This window comes from Pseudomonas sp. YL2 (assembly GCF_023063025.1).
In the GTDB taxonomy this organism is placed as follows: Bacteria; Pseudomonadota; Gammaproteobacteria; order Pseudomonadales; family Pseudomonadaceae; genus Aquipseudomonas; species Aquipseudomonas putida_A.
Genome location: NZ_JAJSLU010000009.1, coordinates 149,918 through 165,779, shown reverse-complemented (window position 1 = coordinate 165,779; position 15,862 = coordinate 149,918). Strand labels below are relative to the sequence as shown.

Annotated in this window: 15 protein-coding genes; 11 read left to right on the top strand and 4 right to left on the bottom strand. The window is 60.4% G+C overall.

Annotation, left to right across the window (positions count from 1 at the left end; all coding sequences use genetic code 11):
* Window positions 1-54: 54 nt before the first annotated feature.
* The gene (locus tag LVD08_RS14965; RefSeq protein ID WP_096795934.1) at window positions 55-438 is read right to left on the bottom strand and encodes a tautomerase family protein; all 384 of its coding nucleotides are present in this window, start codon (window positions 436-438) and stop codon (window positions 55-57) included.
* Between the two features lie 229 nt (window positions 439-667).
* Between LVD08_RS14965 and LVD08_RS14960 the strand changes: the two genes are divergently transcribed.
* The 4 genes from LVD08_RS14960 to LVD08_RS14945 all read left to right on the top strand — a co-directional run bounded on the left by LVD08_RS14960 (window position 668) and on the right by LVD08_RS14945 (window position 4,354).
* Window positions 668-808 carry a hypothetical protein gene (locus tag LVD08_RS14960; RefSeq protein WP_431061418.1) on the top strand — a complete coding sequence of 47 codons (141 nt, stop codon included), beginning with the start codon at window positions 668-670 and terminating at the stop codon, window positions 806-808.
* Window positions 809-908: 100 nt separating this feature from the next.
* A complete protein-coding gene (locus LVD08_RS14955; protein WP_007965765.1) occupies window positions 909-1,079 on the top strand; it encodes a hypothetical protein in 171 nt (56 codons plus the stop codon).
* 252 nt (window positions 1,080-1,331) lie between these two features.
* Complete coding sequence (locus LVD08_RS14950) at window positions 1,332-2,612, top strand: HAAAP family serine/threonine permease (RefSeq protein WP_027613177.1); 1,281 nt, start codon at window positions 1,332-1,334, stop codon at window positions 2,610-2,612.
* An 80-nt stretch (window positions 2,613-2,692) separates the two neighbouring features.
* Window positions 2,693-4,354 (top strand): SulP family inorganic anion transporter, encoded by a 1,662-nt coding sequence (locus LVD08_RS14945; RefSeq protein ID WP_247268527.1) that lies wholly within the window; start codon window positions 2,693-2,695, stop codon window positions 4,352-4,354.
* 51 nt (window positions 4,355-4,405) lie between these two features.
* On the opposite strand, the gene acnB is transcribed toward LVD08_RS14945, so the two are convergent.
* Window positions 4,406-7,015: a bifunctional aconitate hydratase 2/2-methylisocitrate dehydratase gene (gene acnB, locus LVD08_RS14940; protein ID WP_027613175.1), complete on the bottom strand. Its 2,610-nt coding sequence runs from the start codon at window positions 7,013-7,015 to the stop codon at window positions 4,406-4,408.
* A 467-nt stretch (window positions 7,016-7,482) separates the two neighbouring features.
* Between acnB and LVD08_RS14935 the strand changes: the two genes are divergently transcribed.
* Window positions 7,483-7,953, top strand: coding sequence for a DUF1289 domain-containing protein (locus LVD08_RS14935; RefSeq protein WP_007965774.1), 471 nt, complete (start codon window positions 7,483-7,485; stop codon window positions 7,951-7,953).
* 101 nt (window positions 7,954-8,054) lie between these two features.
* Here the strand turns inward: LVD08_RS14935 and LVD08_RS14930 are convergent, their stop codons facing one another.
* Window positions 8,055-8,918 (bottom strand): universal stress protein, encoded by an 864-nt coding sequence (locus tag LVD08_RS14930; RefSeq protein ID WP_098968255.1) that lies wholly within the window; start codon window positions 8,916-8,918, stop codon window positions 8,055-8,057.
* Window positions 8,919-9,077: 159 nt separating this feature from the next.
* Here LVD08_RS14930 and miaE point away from each other — a divergent pair, with 159 nt between their 5' ends.
* The 3 genes from miaE (at window position 9,078) to LVD08_RS14915 (ending at window position 11,828) form a co-directional block, all read left to right on the top strand.
* Window positions 9,078-9,686 carry a tRNA-(ms[2]io[6]A)-hydroxylase gene (gene miaE / locus LVD08_RS14925; RefSeq protein ID WP_007965776.1) on the top strand — a complete coding sequence of 203 codons (609 nt, stop codon included), beginning with the start codon at window positions 9,078-9,080 and terminating at the stop codon, window positions 9,684-9,686.
* A 147-nt stretch (window positions 9,687-9,833) separates the two neighbouring features.
* Window positions 9,834-10,541, top strand: coding sequence for a response regulator (locus LVD08_RS14920; protein ID WP_027613172.1), 708 nt, complete (start codon window positions 9,834-9,836; stop codon window positions 10,539-10,541).
* Window positions 10,542-11,828, top strand: coding sequence for an ATP-binding protein (locus LVD08_RS14915; protein ID WP_027613171.1), 1,287 nt, complete (start codon window positions 10,542-10,544; stop codon window positions 11,826-11,828).
* A 117-nt stretch (window positions 11,829-11,945) separates the two neighbouring features.
* Here the strand turns inward: LVD08_RS14915 and LVD08_RS14910 are convergent, their stop codons facing one another.
* Window positions 11,946-12,434: a GFA family protein gene (locus LVD08_RS14910; protein ID WP_247268526.1), complete on the bottom strand. Its 489-nt coding sequence runs from the start codon at window positions 12,432-12,434 to the stop codon at window positions 11,946-11,948.
* A gap of 209 nt (window positions 12,435-12,643) precedes the next feature.
* Here LVD08_RS14910 and LVD08_RS14905 point away from each other — a divergent pair, with 209 nt between their 5' ends.
* From LVD08_RS14905 to LVD08_RS14895, 3 genes are all read left to right on the top strand, one after another.
* On the top strand, window positions 12,644-13,528 hold the full coding sequence (locus LVD08_RS14905) for a LysR substrate-binding domain-containing protein (RefSeq protein ID WP_123587923.1): 885 nt from the start codon (window positions 12,644-12,646) through the stop codon (window positions 13,526-13,528).
* Between the two features lie 99 nt (window positions 13,529-13,627).
* Window positions 13,628-14,743 (top strand): agmatine deiminase, encoded by a 1,116-nt coding sequence (gene aguA, locus LVD08_RS14900; protein ID WP_247268525.1) that lies wholly within the window; start codon window positions 13,628-13,630, stop codon window positions 14,741-14,743.
* Between the two features lie 2 nt (window positions 14,744-14,745).
* Window positions 14,746-15,843 carry an extracellular solute-binding protein gene (locus LVD08_RS14895; protein WP_247268524.1) on the top strand — a complete coding sequence of 366 codons (1,098 nt, stop codon included), beginning with the start codon at window positions 14,746-14,748 and terminating at the stop codon, window positions 15,841-15,843.
* Window positions 15,844-15,862: the final 19 nt, after the last annotated feature.

The window sequence follows — 15,862 nt, the reverse complement described above, 5'->3', positions numbered from 1 at the left end:
GTGCAGCGGGCGAACGTTCATGCCGCCGATCATGCTGGCGGCGGCGAAGGGCTGTCAACTGGCGTATTGAGCGATGCCGTTGCCGAACGACCAATTCTCCTTTTTTACTTCCACCAGATTGATGAACACGTCTTCCATACGAATGCCCAGTTGGGTGTTCAGGTTGTGCGCGATGGTCTGGTACAGGGCTTTTTTCTGCTCCAGCGTCCGGCCTTCATTGAGGGTGATCTGGATAATCACCAACCGATCGCTGCGCTGGATGCCCAGGTATTGCGGGTCGAAGATGAAATGCTCGCCGTCGTGCTCGTTGAGAATCTGGAAGTTGTCGTGCTCCGGCACGTTGATGGTGCTGCGCATGGCGGCGTAGATCTGCTCGCCGATGCGTTTGGCGAAGGTGGGGTCAGAGTGTTTTTTGATTTCGACGCGGACGAGGGGCATGGGCAGAGACTCCGTTGGGTAGGGGACTTGTCTCACGCTAGAACAGGTCGGCCAGATTGAAAGTGTGGGGTGATGAGCTCGCCGCTGTTTTTGTACGAGGCTACCTACGTTTTTCGCGGATTTTGCCTACGAATTTGGCGGATGCGTCTGCTATGCGGCTGCCGATGAACAAGAAATGATGAGGCATACAGTAGCTCGGGCGGTGACTGCCAACAGCCAAGGAAGGCAAATGCTCAAGAACGATCTTGAAAATCTGGAACTCGACAGGCTGGAGAATGAGTCAAGAAAGCTTGTGGCCGAGAGGAAAAAGCTATTGGCGGAGGAAAAAAGCTTAAGAGAGAGACAAATTTATATCCGCTCGCAGTTATAGCTGGGGTGGTGACAGCAATCACCGCAGCAGCAGGTGTTTTCTTCAAGTTTTGAATGTTCGTTTCACAACCGTCCGACCCATGATCCAAAGGAAAATCCACATGAGTACCTATGATCGCAAAGCCAGAATGGAACAACTGGAACGTGAGCACGATGAGTGGGAAGAAAGAATGCGCATCAAAAACAAGGGCGATATGTACCCAATCTGGGGAATGCTAGCGTTCGGCCTGTTTTGCATGTCACTCGGATTCATGCTGGCTCGATCGATCTGATCAAATCTTCCCGCTCGTATTCCATTGAAACTTGCCGGAAAACGACATCTAACGTATCTGGAGCCGACAGCCATTTTCCCGAAAACGACAACCCGCTGATCTGCTCCGTACAACCATTCCTCAGCTAAGTCTTTGCTTCTGCTCATTTATCGCGGAGAATCGCGCCCCTGTTTCGGCCGGAGCATGTCTGTCGGTTTTTTCCGACGCGTCCTGACCGAGTGGCAAGTGACCGGAATGCGGAGATCCGACCGGATGAATGATCAGGCCAATAGCGTCGACGCACGCTATGAAGCGGCAGCACCAGCTGAACTGTCGAGCTGGAATCGCCATGACACCACGTGGATGTTGGGACTGTTCGGGACGGCCATTGGCGCCGGTACCCTGTTTTTGCCGATCAACGCGGGTCTGGGTGGCTTCTGGCCGCTGGTGATCCTCGCGCTGCTGGCCTTCCCGATGACATTCTTCGCTCACCGCGGCCTGACCCGCTTCGTGCTCTCCGGTCGCGAAGGCGCCGACATCACCGAGGTGGTCGAGCAGCATTTCGGCATCAAGGCCGGCGCGCTGATCACCCTGCTGTACTTCTTCGCCATCTTCCCGATCCTGCTGATCTACAGCGTCGGCCTGACCAACACGGTCGCCAGCTTCCTCGAACACCAACTGCACATCACGCCGCCACCGCGCGCGCTGCTGTCTTTCGTGCTGATCCTCGGTCTGCTGGCCGTGGTGCGTTGCGGCGAGCAGGCGATCGTCAAGGCGATGAGCCTGATGGTGTATCCGTTCATCGTCGCGTTGCTGTTCCTCGCGGTGTACCTGATTCCGCACTGGAATGGCGGCATTCTCACCACCGCTTCGCAAGTGCCGGCACCGTCGGCACTGCTGCACACACTGTGGCTGGCGATTCCGGTGATGGTGTTCTCGTTCAACCACTCGCCGATCATCTCGGCCTTCGCGGTGGATCAGAAGCGTCGTTACGGTGCCAATGCGGAGCAGCGCAGCTCGCAGATCCTCTGCCGCGCCCACCTGCTGATGGTGGTGATGGTGCTGTTCTTCGTCTTCAGTTGCGTGCTGACCCTGTCGCCGGAACAACTGGCCGAAGCCAAGGCGCAGAATCTGTCGATCCTGTCGTACCTGGCCAACCACTTCAGCAATCCGGCCATCGCTTTTGCGGCGCCGTTGATTGCCTTTGTGGCGATTTCCAAGTCGTTCCTCGGCCACTATATCGGTGCCAGCGAAGGCCTCAAGGGCCTGATCGTCAAGAGCGGCAAGCGTCCGGGCGCCAAAGCGCTGGATCGTATCGTGGCGGCGTTCATGCTGGTGGTGTGCTGGATCGTTGCAACCCTGAACCCGAGCATTCTCGGGATGATCGAGGCCGTCGGCGGTCCGGTGATTGCGGCGATCCTGTTCCTGATGCCGATGTACGCGATTCGTAAAGTACCGGCGATGGCGCGCTATCGCGGTCAGGCGTCGAACGTATTCGTTACCCTGGTCGGTCTGGTGGCCATTTCGGCGGTGATTTATTCGCTGACGGCGTAAGCCAAAGCGCCAGAGACTCAGCTACAGTGGCCGCTGTGCGTGATACGCACAGCGGCTTTTTTTCGTCTGGAGACAGTGGATTGTCGAGCGCGCCCCAATCAGTAGAGCCACCCAATCGCTGGCAGGACATCCTCGCCGGTCTGTCGATTGCCGGTCTGCTGTTGCCCGAAGCGGTCGCCTATTCGACCATCGCCGCACTGGCGCCCCAGGCCGGGGTGATTGCGCTGTTTGCCGGGTTGCTGTGCTATGGGTTGTTTGGCACCAGCCGCTTTGCCATTGTCTCAGCCACGTCTTCGTCAGCGGCGGTGCTGGCGGCGGCCACCGCGACCATGGCCAATGGCGACCCGCAGCTACGCGCGACGCTGGCGGTCGGGTTGGTGCTGGTCACTGGTGGGCTGTTCTGGCTGGCGGGGATCTTTCGTTTTGGCAGCGTCACTGCGTTTATCGCCAAACCGGTACTGCGCGGCTTCGCTTTCGGCCTCGCGCTGACCATCATCCTCAAGCAGGTCGCCAGCGTGGTCGGCGTGCACCTGACCGATGCCAATCTGGTGCGCTTCGCCCCGCAACTGCTCGAACAACTGCCGCAGTGGAACTGGCCGGCGGCGGCCGTCGCAGCGGTGGCGTTGCTGCTGTTGGGACTGTTCTCGCGCTTTCCACGGGTGCCTGGCGGTTTGCTGGTGGTGGTGATCGGCATTGTGGTCGGGCAATGGCTGAACCTGCCGGCTCATGGCGTGAGCATGATCGGTTTGATCGACCTGAGCCTGGAGGTGCCAAGCCTGCCGGTGCTGCCGTTTGCCGACTGGCTGCGGCTGGGGGAGGTGGGGTTTGCGCTGGTGATGATTCTGTACGCCGAGTCGTACGGCTCGATCAGTTCGTTCGCCCTCAAGCACGGTGATCGTGTGACCTCCAACCGCGATCTGCTGGCGCTCGGCGCAGCGAACTTGTTGTCCGGATTGTTCCATGGCATGCCGGCGGGGGCCGGGTATTCGGCGACGTCGGCGAACGAGGCCGCCGGCGCGACTTCCCGCTGGGCTGGTGGGGTGGCGGCGCTGGTGGTACTGGTGATCGTGCTGACGGTGCTGCCGTGGATCGCCCTGACACCGGAGCCGATTCTGGCGGCCATCGTGGTTCATGCGCTGGCGCGGGGCTTGAGTCTGCAGCCGCTGGGGCGCTATTTCGTCTGGCGCCGGGATCGGCTGCTGGTGCTGTGCGCGGTGGGGGCGGTGCTGGTACTGGGCATTCTCGACGGCTTGCTGGTGTCGGTGGCCATCAGCGTGTTGCTGATGCTCAAACAGATGTCGGCGGCGGACATTCAGGTGCTCGGTCGGATCGACGGCGGGCATGATTTTGTCGATCTGCAGCGTCACCCAACGGCGGTGACTGAGCCGGGAGTGCTGATTGTGCGGCCCAGTGAAGCGTTGTTCTTTGCTAACGTCGAGCGAGTTCTTGGTGCAGCTTTGCACTTGATTCGTCATTCGGACGTGGCGCTGCACACGGTGATTCTCAGTCTGGAGGAAACCCCGGATCTGGACGGCACCAGCATCGAGGCGATCCAGGAGTTCTTCCTGCGGGTGCATCAGGAGGGCAAGCGCCTGATTCTGGCGCGACTCAAGCATGAGGCGCTGGCCGTGTTGGAGGCGTTGCCGGAGGTGACGGCCAACGGGGTGATACTCAGCGGGCTGAGCGTCGATGGTGCGGTGCAGCAGGCCAGCAAGCCCGCTCCCACAGGTCCCCAGACATAAAAAAACGCCGCGCATCTCACGATGGGCGGCGTTTTCTATTGCTTTGTAACGTTAGGCTTGAACGACTGGAATCTTGGCGTTCGCAGCGGCTTCACGGAACTCGGCGATCTGGTCGAAGGACAGGTAGCGGTAGACATCGGCCGCCATGCTGTCGATCTTGCCAGCGTATTCCATGTACTCCTCGACGGTCGGCAGGCGACCCAGGATCGAAGCCACGGACGCCAGCTCGGCCGAAGCCAGGTAGACGTTCGCGCCGTCGCCCAGACGGTTCGGGAAGTTACGGGTCGAAGTCGAGACCACGGTGCTGTTCGGCTCAACGCGTGCCTGGTTACCCATGCACAGCGAGCAGCCTGGCATTTCCATGCGTGCGCCGGCCTTGCCGTAGATGCCGTAGTAGCCTTCTTCGGTCAGTTGGTGAGCGTCCATCTTGGTCGGCGGCGACAGCCACAGACGGGTAGGCAGCTGACCCTTGACCTGATCCAGCAGTTTACCGGCAGCGCGGAAGTGACCGATGTTGGTCATGCACGAACCGATGAACACTTCGTCGATCTTCTCGCCAGCCACGCTGGACAGCAGACGGGCGTCGTCCGGATCGTTCGGCGCGCACAGTACCGGCTCGTTGATGTCGGCCAGATCGATTTCGATGACTTCGGCGTATTCGGCGTCGGCATCGGCTTCCATCAGCTCAGGGTTGGCGATCCAGGCTTCCATCGCTTGCGCGCGACGTTCCAGGGTACGCGCATCGCCGTAGCCTTCGCCGATCATCCAGCGCAGCAGGGTGATGTTGGACTGCAGGTACTCGGTGATCGACTCTTTCGACAGCTTGATGGTGCAACCGGCAGCCGAACGTTCGGCCGAGGCGTCGGACAGTTCGAACGCCTGTTCCAGGGTTAGACCTTCCAGGCCTTCGATCTCCAGGATGCGGCCGGAGAAGGCGTTTTTCTTGCCTTTCTTCTCGACGGTCAGCAGACCGTTCTGGATGGCGAAGTAAGGAATGGCATGAACCAGGTCACGCAGGGTGATGCCAGGTTTCATTTTGCCTTTGAAGCGCACCAGGATCGATTCCGGCATGTCCAGCGGCATGACGCCGGTGGCAGCGGCGAACGCGACCAGACCGGAACCGGCCGGGAACGAGATGCCCATCGGGAAGCGGGTGTGCGAGTCACCACCGGTACCTACGGTGTCCGGCAGCAGCATGCGGTTCAGCCACGAGTGGATGATGCCATCGCCCGGACGCAGGGAAACGCCGCCGCGGGTCATGATGAAGTCAGGCAGGGTGTGGTGGGTGGTCACGTCGATCGGCTTCGGATACGCCGCGGTGTGGCAGAAGGACTGCATCACCAGGTCAGCGGAGAAGCCCAGGCACGCCAGGTCTTTCAGTTCGTCACGGGTCATCGGACCGGTGGTGTCCTGAGAGCCGACGGTGGTCATTTTCGGTTCGCAGTAGGTGCCAGGACGAACGCCTTTGCCTTCTGCCAGACCGCACGCCTTGCCGACCATTTTCTGCGCCAGGGTGAAGCCCTTGGTGCTTTCAGCCGGTGCTTCCGGCTTCTTGAACAGATCGAATGCCGGCAGACCCAGTTCGGCGCGAGCCTTCTCGGTCAGGCCACGGCCGATGATCAGCGGAATACGACCGCCGGCACGGACTTCGTCCAGCAGCACAGGGGTCTTCATTTCGAAGGTGGTGATGACTTCGTCGGTACCGTGCTTGCAGACTTTGCCAGCGTGCGGGTACAGGTCGATCACGTCGCCCATGTTCATGTTCGACACGTCGAACTCGATTGGCAGTGCGCCGGCATCTTCCATGGTGTTGTAGAAGATCGGAGCGATTTTGCTGCCGAAGCAGAAACCGCCAGCGCGCTTGTTCGGCACGTAAGGGATGTCGTCGCCGAAGAACCACAGCACCGAGTTGGTCGCCGATTTACGCGAGGAACCGGTACCGACCACGTCACCGACGTAGGCGATCGGGAAGCCTTGACCGCGCATTTCTTCGATCTGCTTCATCGGGCCGGTCTTGCCTTGCTCGTCCGGAACGATGCCGTCACGGGCCATTTTCAGCATGGCCAGGGCGTGCAGCGGGATGTCAGGACGCGACCAGGCGTCTGGTGCAGGCGACAGGTCGTCGGTGTTGGTTTCGCCGGTGACCTTGAATACGCGCAGGCTGATCTTGTCGGCCAGGACAGGACGCTTCTTGAACCACTCGCCGTCAGCCCAGGATTGCAGCACGGCCTTGGCGTGAACGTTGCCGTTCTTGGCTTTTTCAGCCACGTCGTGGAAGGCATCGAACATCAGCAGGGTGTGCTTGAGTTCTTCGGCAGCCACTGGCGCCAGCTCGGCGTTGTCCAGCAGTTCAACCAGAGTCACGATGTTGTAGCCGCCCTGCATGGTGCCGAGCAGTTCTACAGCGCGCTTCTTGTCCAGCAGAGGGGAGGTGACTTCGCCTTTGGCCAGGGCCGACAGGAAACCGGCTTTGACGTAAGCGGCTTCGTCCACTCCTGGTGGTACGCGATTGGTGATCAGGTCAACGAGGAAAGCTTCTTCGCCAGCCGGAGGATTCTTCAGCAGCTCGACCAGGCCTGCAGTTTGTTCGGCGTTAAGCGGCTGGGGAACGATACCCAGGGCTGCACGCTCTTCGATATGTTTGCGGTAGGCTTCAAGCACAGTTATTACCCTCATCAGTGGTCCCAAATGGGTGTCCGGGACGCTCATCCCGAAATTGCCGTACTCATGCACCGCACGACGTTGTGGGTCGTTTGGCCAGAATTACCGGCAATTCCTTACAGAAGCTGCTTTCAAAGTTTTACGCCTGCAGAACGGGGAGCTGATGAGGGTTGGCGTTGGGCTTTTCCCCGCTGGAAAAACCCTTCGCCAACACCGCTCTGAAGGAACGACTGTGCTCGTGACGCTTTGAAAACAGCTTCTAACGGACATTGGCGCCTTAAAAGGCTGGCTGATTCTACGGCAAAAAAAATTTAAAGGTAAGTCGCGCTCTATTGGACTTTGGTGGCGTTGTGCGCGGGCGAGGCAAACCGCGAGCCAGCGCTTGCCCCTGACGTTTGAGGGGTGATCAATGCCCGACAAAGGGCTAACATGCCGGCCTGTTCCGCGTTTCAGTGTTTTGCCAATTTATGCCCAATCAGACCATCAAGACCCCCTGCGTCGGCCTCTGCTCCACTGTTTACGGAGATCTGGTGTGCCGTGGCTGCAAGCGTTTCCACCACGAAGTGATCCACTGGAATGGTTACGGCGAGGAGGAAAAGCGTGCGGTGTGGTTGCGTCTGGAGCAATTGCTGTCACAAGTGATGGCGAGCAAGGTCGAGATCTTCGATCCGGCGCGCCTTCGCCAACAGCTGGAGCAGCGCAAGATCCGCTTCGTGCCGCATCAGTCGGAATATTGCTGGGCCTATCAGCTGATTGCGCGCGGGGCGCGGGTGATCATTAATCTGGAAGCCTACGGGATGGTGTTGCTGCCGGAGTTCCGCGACTGGAACCTGCCGGAGTTGCGCGATGCCATTGATCGGGAATTTTTCCTGCTGTCGGAAGCGCATTATCAGCGCTACATCGCCCCTGGCTTCCTGAAAGACGCCTTCGGCGCCTGAAGATCAAAAGCTTCGCGAGCAAGCCCGCTCCCACAGGAGATTGCATTCCAATTGTGGGAGCGAGCCTGCTCGCGAAGGCGCCGGTTCAGGCACCGTAATCCTCAGTGCTTCACCGCCAACTCCACCAGATGATCCTCAACCTCCTGCGGCTTGAGCACCAGCACGTCGCTTTCCAGTGCATCCAGCACCACTTCGGCGGTATTGCCGATCAGTGCGCCCGACAACCCGGTCCGCGCCACGGTGCCGATCACGGTCACTGCCGCTTGCAGTTTGTGCGCCATGAACGGAATCAGCACATCCGCCGGGCCTTCCTCGATGTGCAGGTGTTCGTCGTCCACATCGAACTCGGCCTGAAACGCCTTGCACTGTTCGCGGTATTTCGCCTCGATGGTTTCCTTGAGTTGAAAGGTCGGATCCGCTGCCGAGAGCATGGGTGACGGATGCGCCGTGATCACATGCAGATGCGCCTTGGCGAGGCTGGCAATGTCGTAGCCGTGATCAATGATCGTGGTGTGCAAATGCCGGTGTTCGCCATCGGCATTGCCCACGTCCACGGCCGCAAGAATCACCCGGTCTTTCCAGGAAGTGGATGTTTTTACCAATAGCACCGGGGTCGGGCAGTGGCGCAGCAGTTTCCAGTCCGCCGGCGTCAGCAGAGCCTTTTTCAGCGCACTGTCGGGATAGTGCTGCTTGACCACCAGCCCGCAGCCTTCGGCCTGCTGCACATCGATGATGGTTTCATGCAGGCTCTCGTTCCACGCCTGTTCGGTGGTCGCGCTGTAGCCATCCGCCAGCAGCGCGGCTTTGAGCACGCCGAGCATGCCGGCGTGGTCGTGCTTGCGGTCGCACACCAGCAGGTGCAGATGGGCCTGGGTCACGCCGGCGATCAGCTTGGCGCGCTTGAGCGCCAGGCTTTCCGAATGTTCGGGTTCGATGACCACCAGAATGCTGCGAATGGCTTGCATGAGCGGAGTCTCCAGCAAAGAAAAGGCACGGCGTTGCACAACTATAGTTGCTGCTCATGCGCCTGCGACTTGATACATATCAACGCCTGCGACTGGTGGTCTGCGGGCAGGCCGGTATAATCGGCGGCCTTTGCTCGTACACTTTTTACCGTGAGCCCCATGATCCTTCCCGAAATCCACGAATTCCTTGGCTGCCGCACGCCCGACGCCTGGGTCCAGGCGGCACTGGCCGATCAGGAAACCCTGCTGATCGACCACAAGAACTGCGAGTTCAAGGCCGCCAGTACCGCGTTGAGCCTGATTGCCAAGTACCATTCCCACGTCGACCTGATCAACATGATGTCGCGTCTGGCCCGGGAAGAACTGGTGCACCACGAACAAGTCATGCGCATCATGAAACGCCGCAAGATCGAGCTGCGCCAGTTGCATGCCGGGCGTTACGCCTCGGGCCTGCGCAAAGTGGTGCGCAGCCATGAGCCGGTGAAACTGGTGGATACCCTGGTGGTCGGCGCATTTATCGAAGCGCGCAGTTGCGAGCGTTTCGAAGCGCTGGTGCCGCATCTGGACGAAGAACTCGGCAAGTTCTATTTCGGTCTGCTGAAAAGCGAGGCGCGGCACTTTCAGGGTTATCTGAAACTGGCTTACCAGTACGGCGACGCGAAGGACATCGCTCAGGTGATCGACAAGGTCCGCGCTGCCGAGCAGGAGCTGATCGAGTCGCCGGACGAAGAGTTCCGCTTCCACAGTGGTGTGCCGGCCGCGGCCTGAAACACAAACTGTTAAAAACTCTTAAGAGTATGAAATATCACCGAAAACCGGCCCCTGCGGCCGGTTTTTGCTGCCCGAAACAACGCCTCGCCGACGAATCCCGCCATACTATCGCCCACTTCACACATGGGTTGGCAGACGGTCGTTATGGATAACCTGGGTTTTGGCAAAGTCCTGCTGGTCGAAGACGATGAGCGTCTGGCCACGTTGATTGCGCACTTTCTCGAACAACATGGCTACGAGGTGCGCGCGGTGCATCGCGGTGATCTGGCAGTGGCCGCGTTTCTCGAGTTCCAGCCCAAAGTGGTGGTGCTCGACCTGATGCTGCCGGGGCAGAGCGGCCTGCACGTGTGCCGGGAAATCCGCAGCGTGTCGGACACGCCAATTGTCATCCTTACCGCCAAGGAAGACGACCTCGACCATATTCTCGGCCTGGAATCCGGCGCCGACGACTACGTGATCAAACCGATCAAACCGCCGGTACTGCTCGCTCGGCTGCGCGCCTTGCAGCGGCGGCAGATGCCGGAAGCTGGCGTGGTCAGTGCGCTGGAGTTCGGGCGCTTGAGCATCGATCGCAGCTGTCGCGAAGTGCGTCTGGCCGGCGAGATCATCGAAATGACCACCATGGAATTCGAGCTGCTGTGGTTGCTGGCCAGCGCCGCCGGCAAGACCCTGTCCCGCGATGACATCCTCAATCGCATGCGCGGTATCGCTTTTGACGGGCTCAACCGCAGCGTCGACGTGTACATCAGCAAGTTGCGCAACAAACTCAAGGACAACCCACGCGAACCGGTGTGCATCAAGACCGTGTGGGGCAAGGGGTATCTGTTCAATCCGTTCGCGTGGGAGCTGTAGATGCTGCGGTTATTCCTCGGGCTGTTTCTGGTGATGACGGTGGGCCTGGTCCTGGCGTTGCAGACTGTCGAGCGTACGTTCGATGCCTTGCTCGACTATCAGATGCAGGACTACAACCGCGAGGCGGTGCGTGGTCAGGCCTGGACGCTGGGGGAGTTGCTGCGCAACCTCGACGGCCCGGCCCGTGAAAAACAACTGCAGGCTCTGCGCCCGCACTATGGCCTGGGGTTGACCTTGGTCGACGCCGATCAACTGGCGCTCAGCGACGAGGAAAAAGCCGAGCTTGCTCAAGGCTTGCTGGTGATCCGCGACAAATACACCCAATACATTTCAGCCATCGACGGCGGCTCGCAACTGCTCAGCATTCGCTTGCCCGCCGAACCCAGCCTGATGCCGTTCTACATTGCCGGTGCCTACTTGATGATCGCCGTGCTGATCGGCTGTGTGTTGTTTTTCTGGGTGCGTCCGCACTGGCGCGATCTGGAAAAACTGCGTCTGGCCGCCGAGCGCTTTGGCGACAACGACCTGTCAGTGCGCATTCAACTGTCCAAGCGCTCGAACATTCGCGATCTGGCTGAACACTTCAACCTGATGGCGGCGCGCATCGAGAGTTTGATCGCCAATCAGCGTGAGCTGACCAACGCGGTTTCCCACGAACTGCGCACGCCGATTGCGCGATTGTCGTTCGAACTCGACCAGCTCAAGCAGCAACCGGACGCCAGCCAGAACCGCGAACTGATCGCCGACATGTACGCCGACCTTGGCGAGCTGGAAGAAATGGTCTCCGAGCTGCTGACCTACGCCAGCCTCGAACGTGGCGCGACGGTGATCAAGTGTGAAAACATTCAAGCGGCCAACTGGCTCGACAGCGTGGTCGGCAGCGTGGCGCTGGAGGCGGAAGCGGCGGGGGTGCAGTTGCTGATTGGTGACTGCCTGCTCGACACCGTACGCATCGAGCCGCGCTTCATGGCGCGCGCAGTGATCAATCTGCTGCGCAACGCCATTCGTTATGCCGAGCGCCGTGTCGAAGTGACGCTGGTGCGCAGCGGCGATTACTACGAAGTGCGGGTCAACGACGACGGTCCGGGTGTGCCGGTGGAAGGTCGGGAGAAAATCTTCGAGCCGTTCTCGCGGCTGGATGCCAGTCGCGATCGGCGTACCGGCGGTTTCGGCCTGGGTCTGGCGCTGGTGCGGCGGGTGTCGCAGTCCCATGGCGGGCAGGTCGAGGTCGGGGAATCGGTGTGGGGTGGGGCGTCGTTCCGGATGACCTGGGCGCATCTGGACTGATTTGTGTAGACAGGTTGGACCCTATCGCGAGCAGGCTCACTCCTACATTTGGAATGCATTCCCTTGTAGGAGTGAGCCTGCTCGCGATAGAGCCATCAATCACAACACAACCCCTGCTCATTTGACCAACCCCAACCGCTCATGCCACTGCGCAATCGACTCCTCGGGATACACCGCAAACTGCTTGTCCTTGGGCTTCGCATCCACCTCGACCCAGGGCGCCTTCGATTCCAGCATCAAATGCGTATGCTCCGGCGGCACCGGCAACGGGGTGTCGATTGCCGAGGCGAATGGATGAATCAACTCCGGCCATTCCGGGCTGAACAGCCACAAGCCGCTGCCGCACTGTGAGCAGAAATGCCGCTCGGCGGTGCTGCGATGGCCACGTTTTTCACCTGCTTCCTTCATCTTCGCGTGGTAGATGCTGATGTGCTTGCGCCCCTGAACCTTGAGGCTGGCCGCATCGCCACCGAGGTTGATCGCGTAACCGCCACCGCCTTGAGTCTTGCGGCAGATCGAGCAGTAGCAGCGTTGATAGGGGTAGGGATGGGCGCTGGTCAGGCTGAAAGTGACGGCGCCGCAATGGCAGGAGCCTTCGAGGTGCATGTGGGGCCTCCGGTTGGCTGAAGTGGGTGCGGTTGAGCCTAGAAGATTTGTGGTGATCATGTTGACGCCTTCGCGAGCAAGCCCGCTCCCACAGGGGAACGCATTTCAAAATGTGGGAGCGGGCTTGCTCGCGAAGAACGATAACGCGGTGCCACTGGACGCCTGCTCAAGGCCCGGTCAGCATGTCCCCAAAAAAGGCACCCCAACCCATGCGAAGACTCCCCTCACTGGCGGCCCTGCGAACCTTTGAATGCGCCGCCCGCCACGCGCATTTCGGCCGGGCTGCCGCCGAGTTGTGCGTCACCGACAGCGCGGTCAGCCACCAGATCCGTCAGCTCGAAGAACAGCTCGGCGTCTCGCTGTTCATCCGCGAAGGCCGGCAGATCCGCCCGACCATCGCCGCTGGACGTCTGATGCAGAGCCTGCAACAGGCCTTCGAACTGATCGGTGAAGCCTGCGATGAACTGCGCGATCCTTCCTCGCTGGCGGTCTTGCGTCTGGCGGTCACCGCCGAGCTGGCGCAAAAGTGGCTGATGAACCGCCTCACCGATTTCTACGCACGCTATCCGCACATCACCCTGCATCTCTACGAACAGCCGATCGACGCCAGCGCGCCGGGCGAAGACATTGACCTGGCGATCACCTACGGCACCGGTCCGGTGGACAGCAGCGCCTATTTCGTGCGGCCGTTGCCGGCGCTGCAATTTTTCCCGGTGTGCAGCCCGGGGCTGTTCAACCAGGGCAGTCTGAAATCCCCGAAAGACCTGGCGCGCCATTGCCTGCTGCACGACGATCAGGACGGCAAGACCTGGACCGCCTGGCTGACCAGTCACGCCGGCGATCTGCGCCCGCAGCGCCAGTTGTATTTCGCTCACGCCGGTCTGGCGCTGGAAGCGGCGGCACAGGGGCAGGGTGTGGCGATGGGCGACAACCTTACCGCGCAGGAGGATTTGCTGAGCGGGCGGCTGGTGCGGCCATTCACGTCGAGCATGACCGCGCTCGGCCAGTACGCGCTGGTCTGCGAACGGCTGCGCCTGGAGCGGCCGGCGGTGGCGCAGATGCTTGAATGGTTCAACGATCAACTGGCCGATTGATGAGTTGAATTCAACTGTTCCGCAATATTCATCGTTGGCGGGCCAGCCGCCCGCGATCGTAGCCTGTGGTCATTCCCAACCCCAAGACGAGGTTTGATCATGGCACGTTTGCTCGACTCCACCCCCAAGCGCGACGGCTTCCGTCTGCCCGGCGAATTCGAAGCCAAGTCCGGCTGCTGGCTCGGCTGGCCGGAGCGCACCGACGTGTGGCGCAACGGCGCGAAACCGGCGCAGAAAGTCTGGGTGCAGATCGTCACCGCCATCGCGCAGAGCGAACCGGTTACCGTGTGTGCCTCCGCCGCACAATTCGCCATCGCACGCCGGCAGTTGCCGCCGCAAGTGCGTGTGGTCGAGATGACCTGCAACGACACCTGGTTCCGCGACAGCGGCCCGTGCTTTGTGGTCAACGACCAGAGCGGCGAAGTGCGTGGCGTCGACTTCGAATTCAACGCCTATGGCGGCCTCGACGGCGGGCTGTATTACCCGTGGGACAAGGACGACCAGATCGCCAGCAAGATCCTCGAAATCGAACGCTTCGACCGTTACCGCGCACCGCTGATTGCCGAACTTGGCGGCATCCAGAGCGATGGCCAGGGCAGCATCCTCACCACCGAACAGTGCCTGCTCAACCGCAATCGCAACCAGCATCTGGGCAAGGACGAGGTCACTCGGCGCCTGACCGATTACCTCGGCGCCGAACAAGTGATCTGGTTGCCACGTGGCTGCAAGTTCGACGAAACCGATGGCCATGTCGATGACCTCGCGTGCTTCGTGCGCCCCGGCGAAGTGGTGCTGCAATGGACCGACAACCGCGACGACCCACAATGGGAAATCTATCAAGAGGCCTACGACATCCTGCGCAGCACCCGCGACAGCCGTGGTCGCGAGTTGATCGTGCATAAACTGCCGCAACCGGAAGTGCTGGAGTGGACCGCTGAGGAAGCCGAAGGCCTCGATCAGCAGGACAGTACCCACATCCGTCAGGCCGGCACCAGAATCTGTGCCTCGTATATCAACTACTACGCCGGCAACAGCTCGATCGTGGTGCCGCTGTTCGGTGATCGCAACGATCAGGTGGCGCTGGCGACTCTCGCCGAGCTGTTCCCGCAGCACAAGATCGTCGGCATCGAAAATTCCCGGGAAATCCTCCTCGGTGGCGGCAACGTCGCGTGCATCACCATGCCGCAATACGCCGGCCAGAAAAAAGGAGCCTGACCATGGGTCTGCACAAACTGACTCAAGCGTTATTGCTGGTGCTTGCACCCCTGTGTGTGCAGGCCGCCGACACCGCCAGACCGGTGGTCAATCTGTACATCTGGGGCGAGTACCTGGCCCCGGATACGCTGAAGAATTTCGAGGCGCAGACCGGCATTCATGTGGTCGCCGATCACTTCGATTCGCTGGAAACCGTGGAGACCAAACTGCTCACCGGACGCAGCGGGTATGACCTGGTACTGACCGCCGGGCAACACCTGTCGCGAGCCATCGAGAGCGGTGAGATCCAGCCGCTGGACAAGGCTCGGGTGCCGCACTTTGCCGGGGTCGGTGACGAGTTCCGCCAGCACATGGCGGTGTTCGATCCCGGCAACCGTTATGCCGGTATTTATGCCTGGGGCACCACCGGTGTGGGTTATCAGGAACAGGCAATCAAGCAGCGTCTGTCGAACGCGCCGACCGACAGCTGGGCGATGCTGTTCGACCCGGCGGTGGTCTCGACATTTGCCGATTGCGGAGTGAGTCTGCTCAACGATCCGAACGAGGTGTTCGCGGCGGTCATGAAGTACATGGGGCTGGACATCAACCGCCAGAACCTCGATGACCTGAAACTCGCCGAACAGCAACTGGCGAAGATCCGCCCGTACATTCGTTACTTCGACAACGACCTGAATATCAGCGACCTGGCCAACGGCAACACCTGCGTGGCGATGTCGTGGAATGGCAACGTGGCGATTGCGGCGGGGCAGGCACAAGCGGCGAACAAGCCGTTCCAGCTCAGTTACCGCATCCCCAAAGAAGGCACGTTGATCTGGTTTGACGCCATGGTCATTCCCAAGGATGCGCCGCATCCGCAGGCGGGGCTGGCATTGATGGATTATCTGATGACGCCTGAGGTGATCGCGCCGATCACCGACACCATCCACTACGCCAATGCGATCACGGCGGCGGATGGTCTGGTGGATGCATCGATCCGTAATGATCCGGGGACGTATCCGTCGGAGGCGGTGCGGGCTTCGCTGTACAGCAAGAATGACAATGGCAAGGCGTTCAACCGGGCTTTGATTCGGGCGTTCAGCAAGTTGAAGTCAGGTCTTTGATTTGAGGTTGAGTCGACGG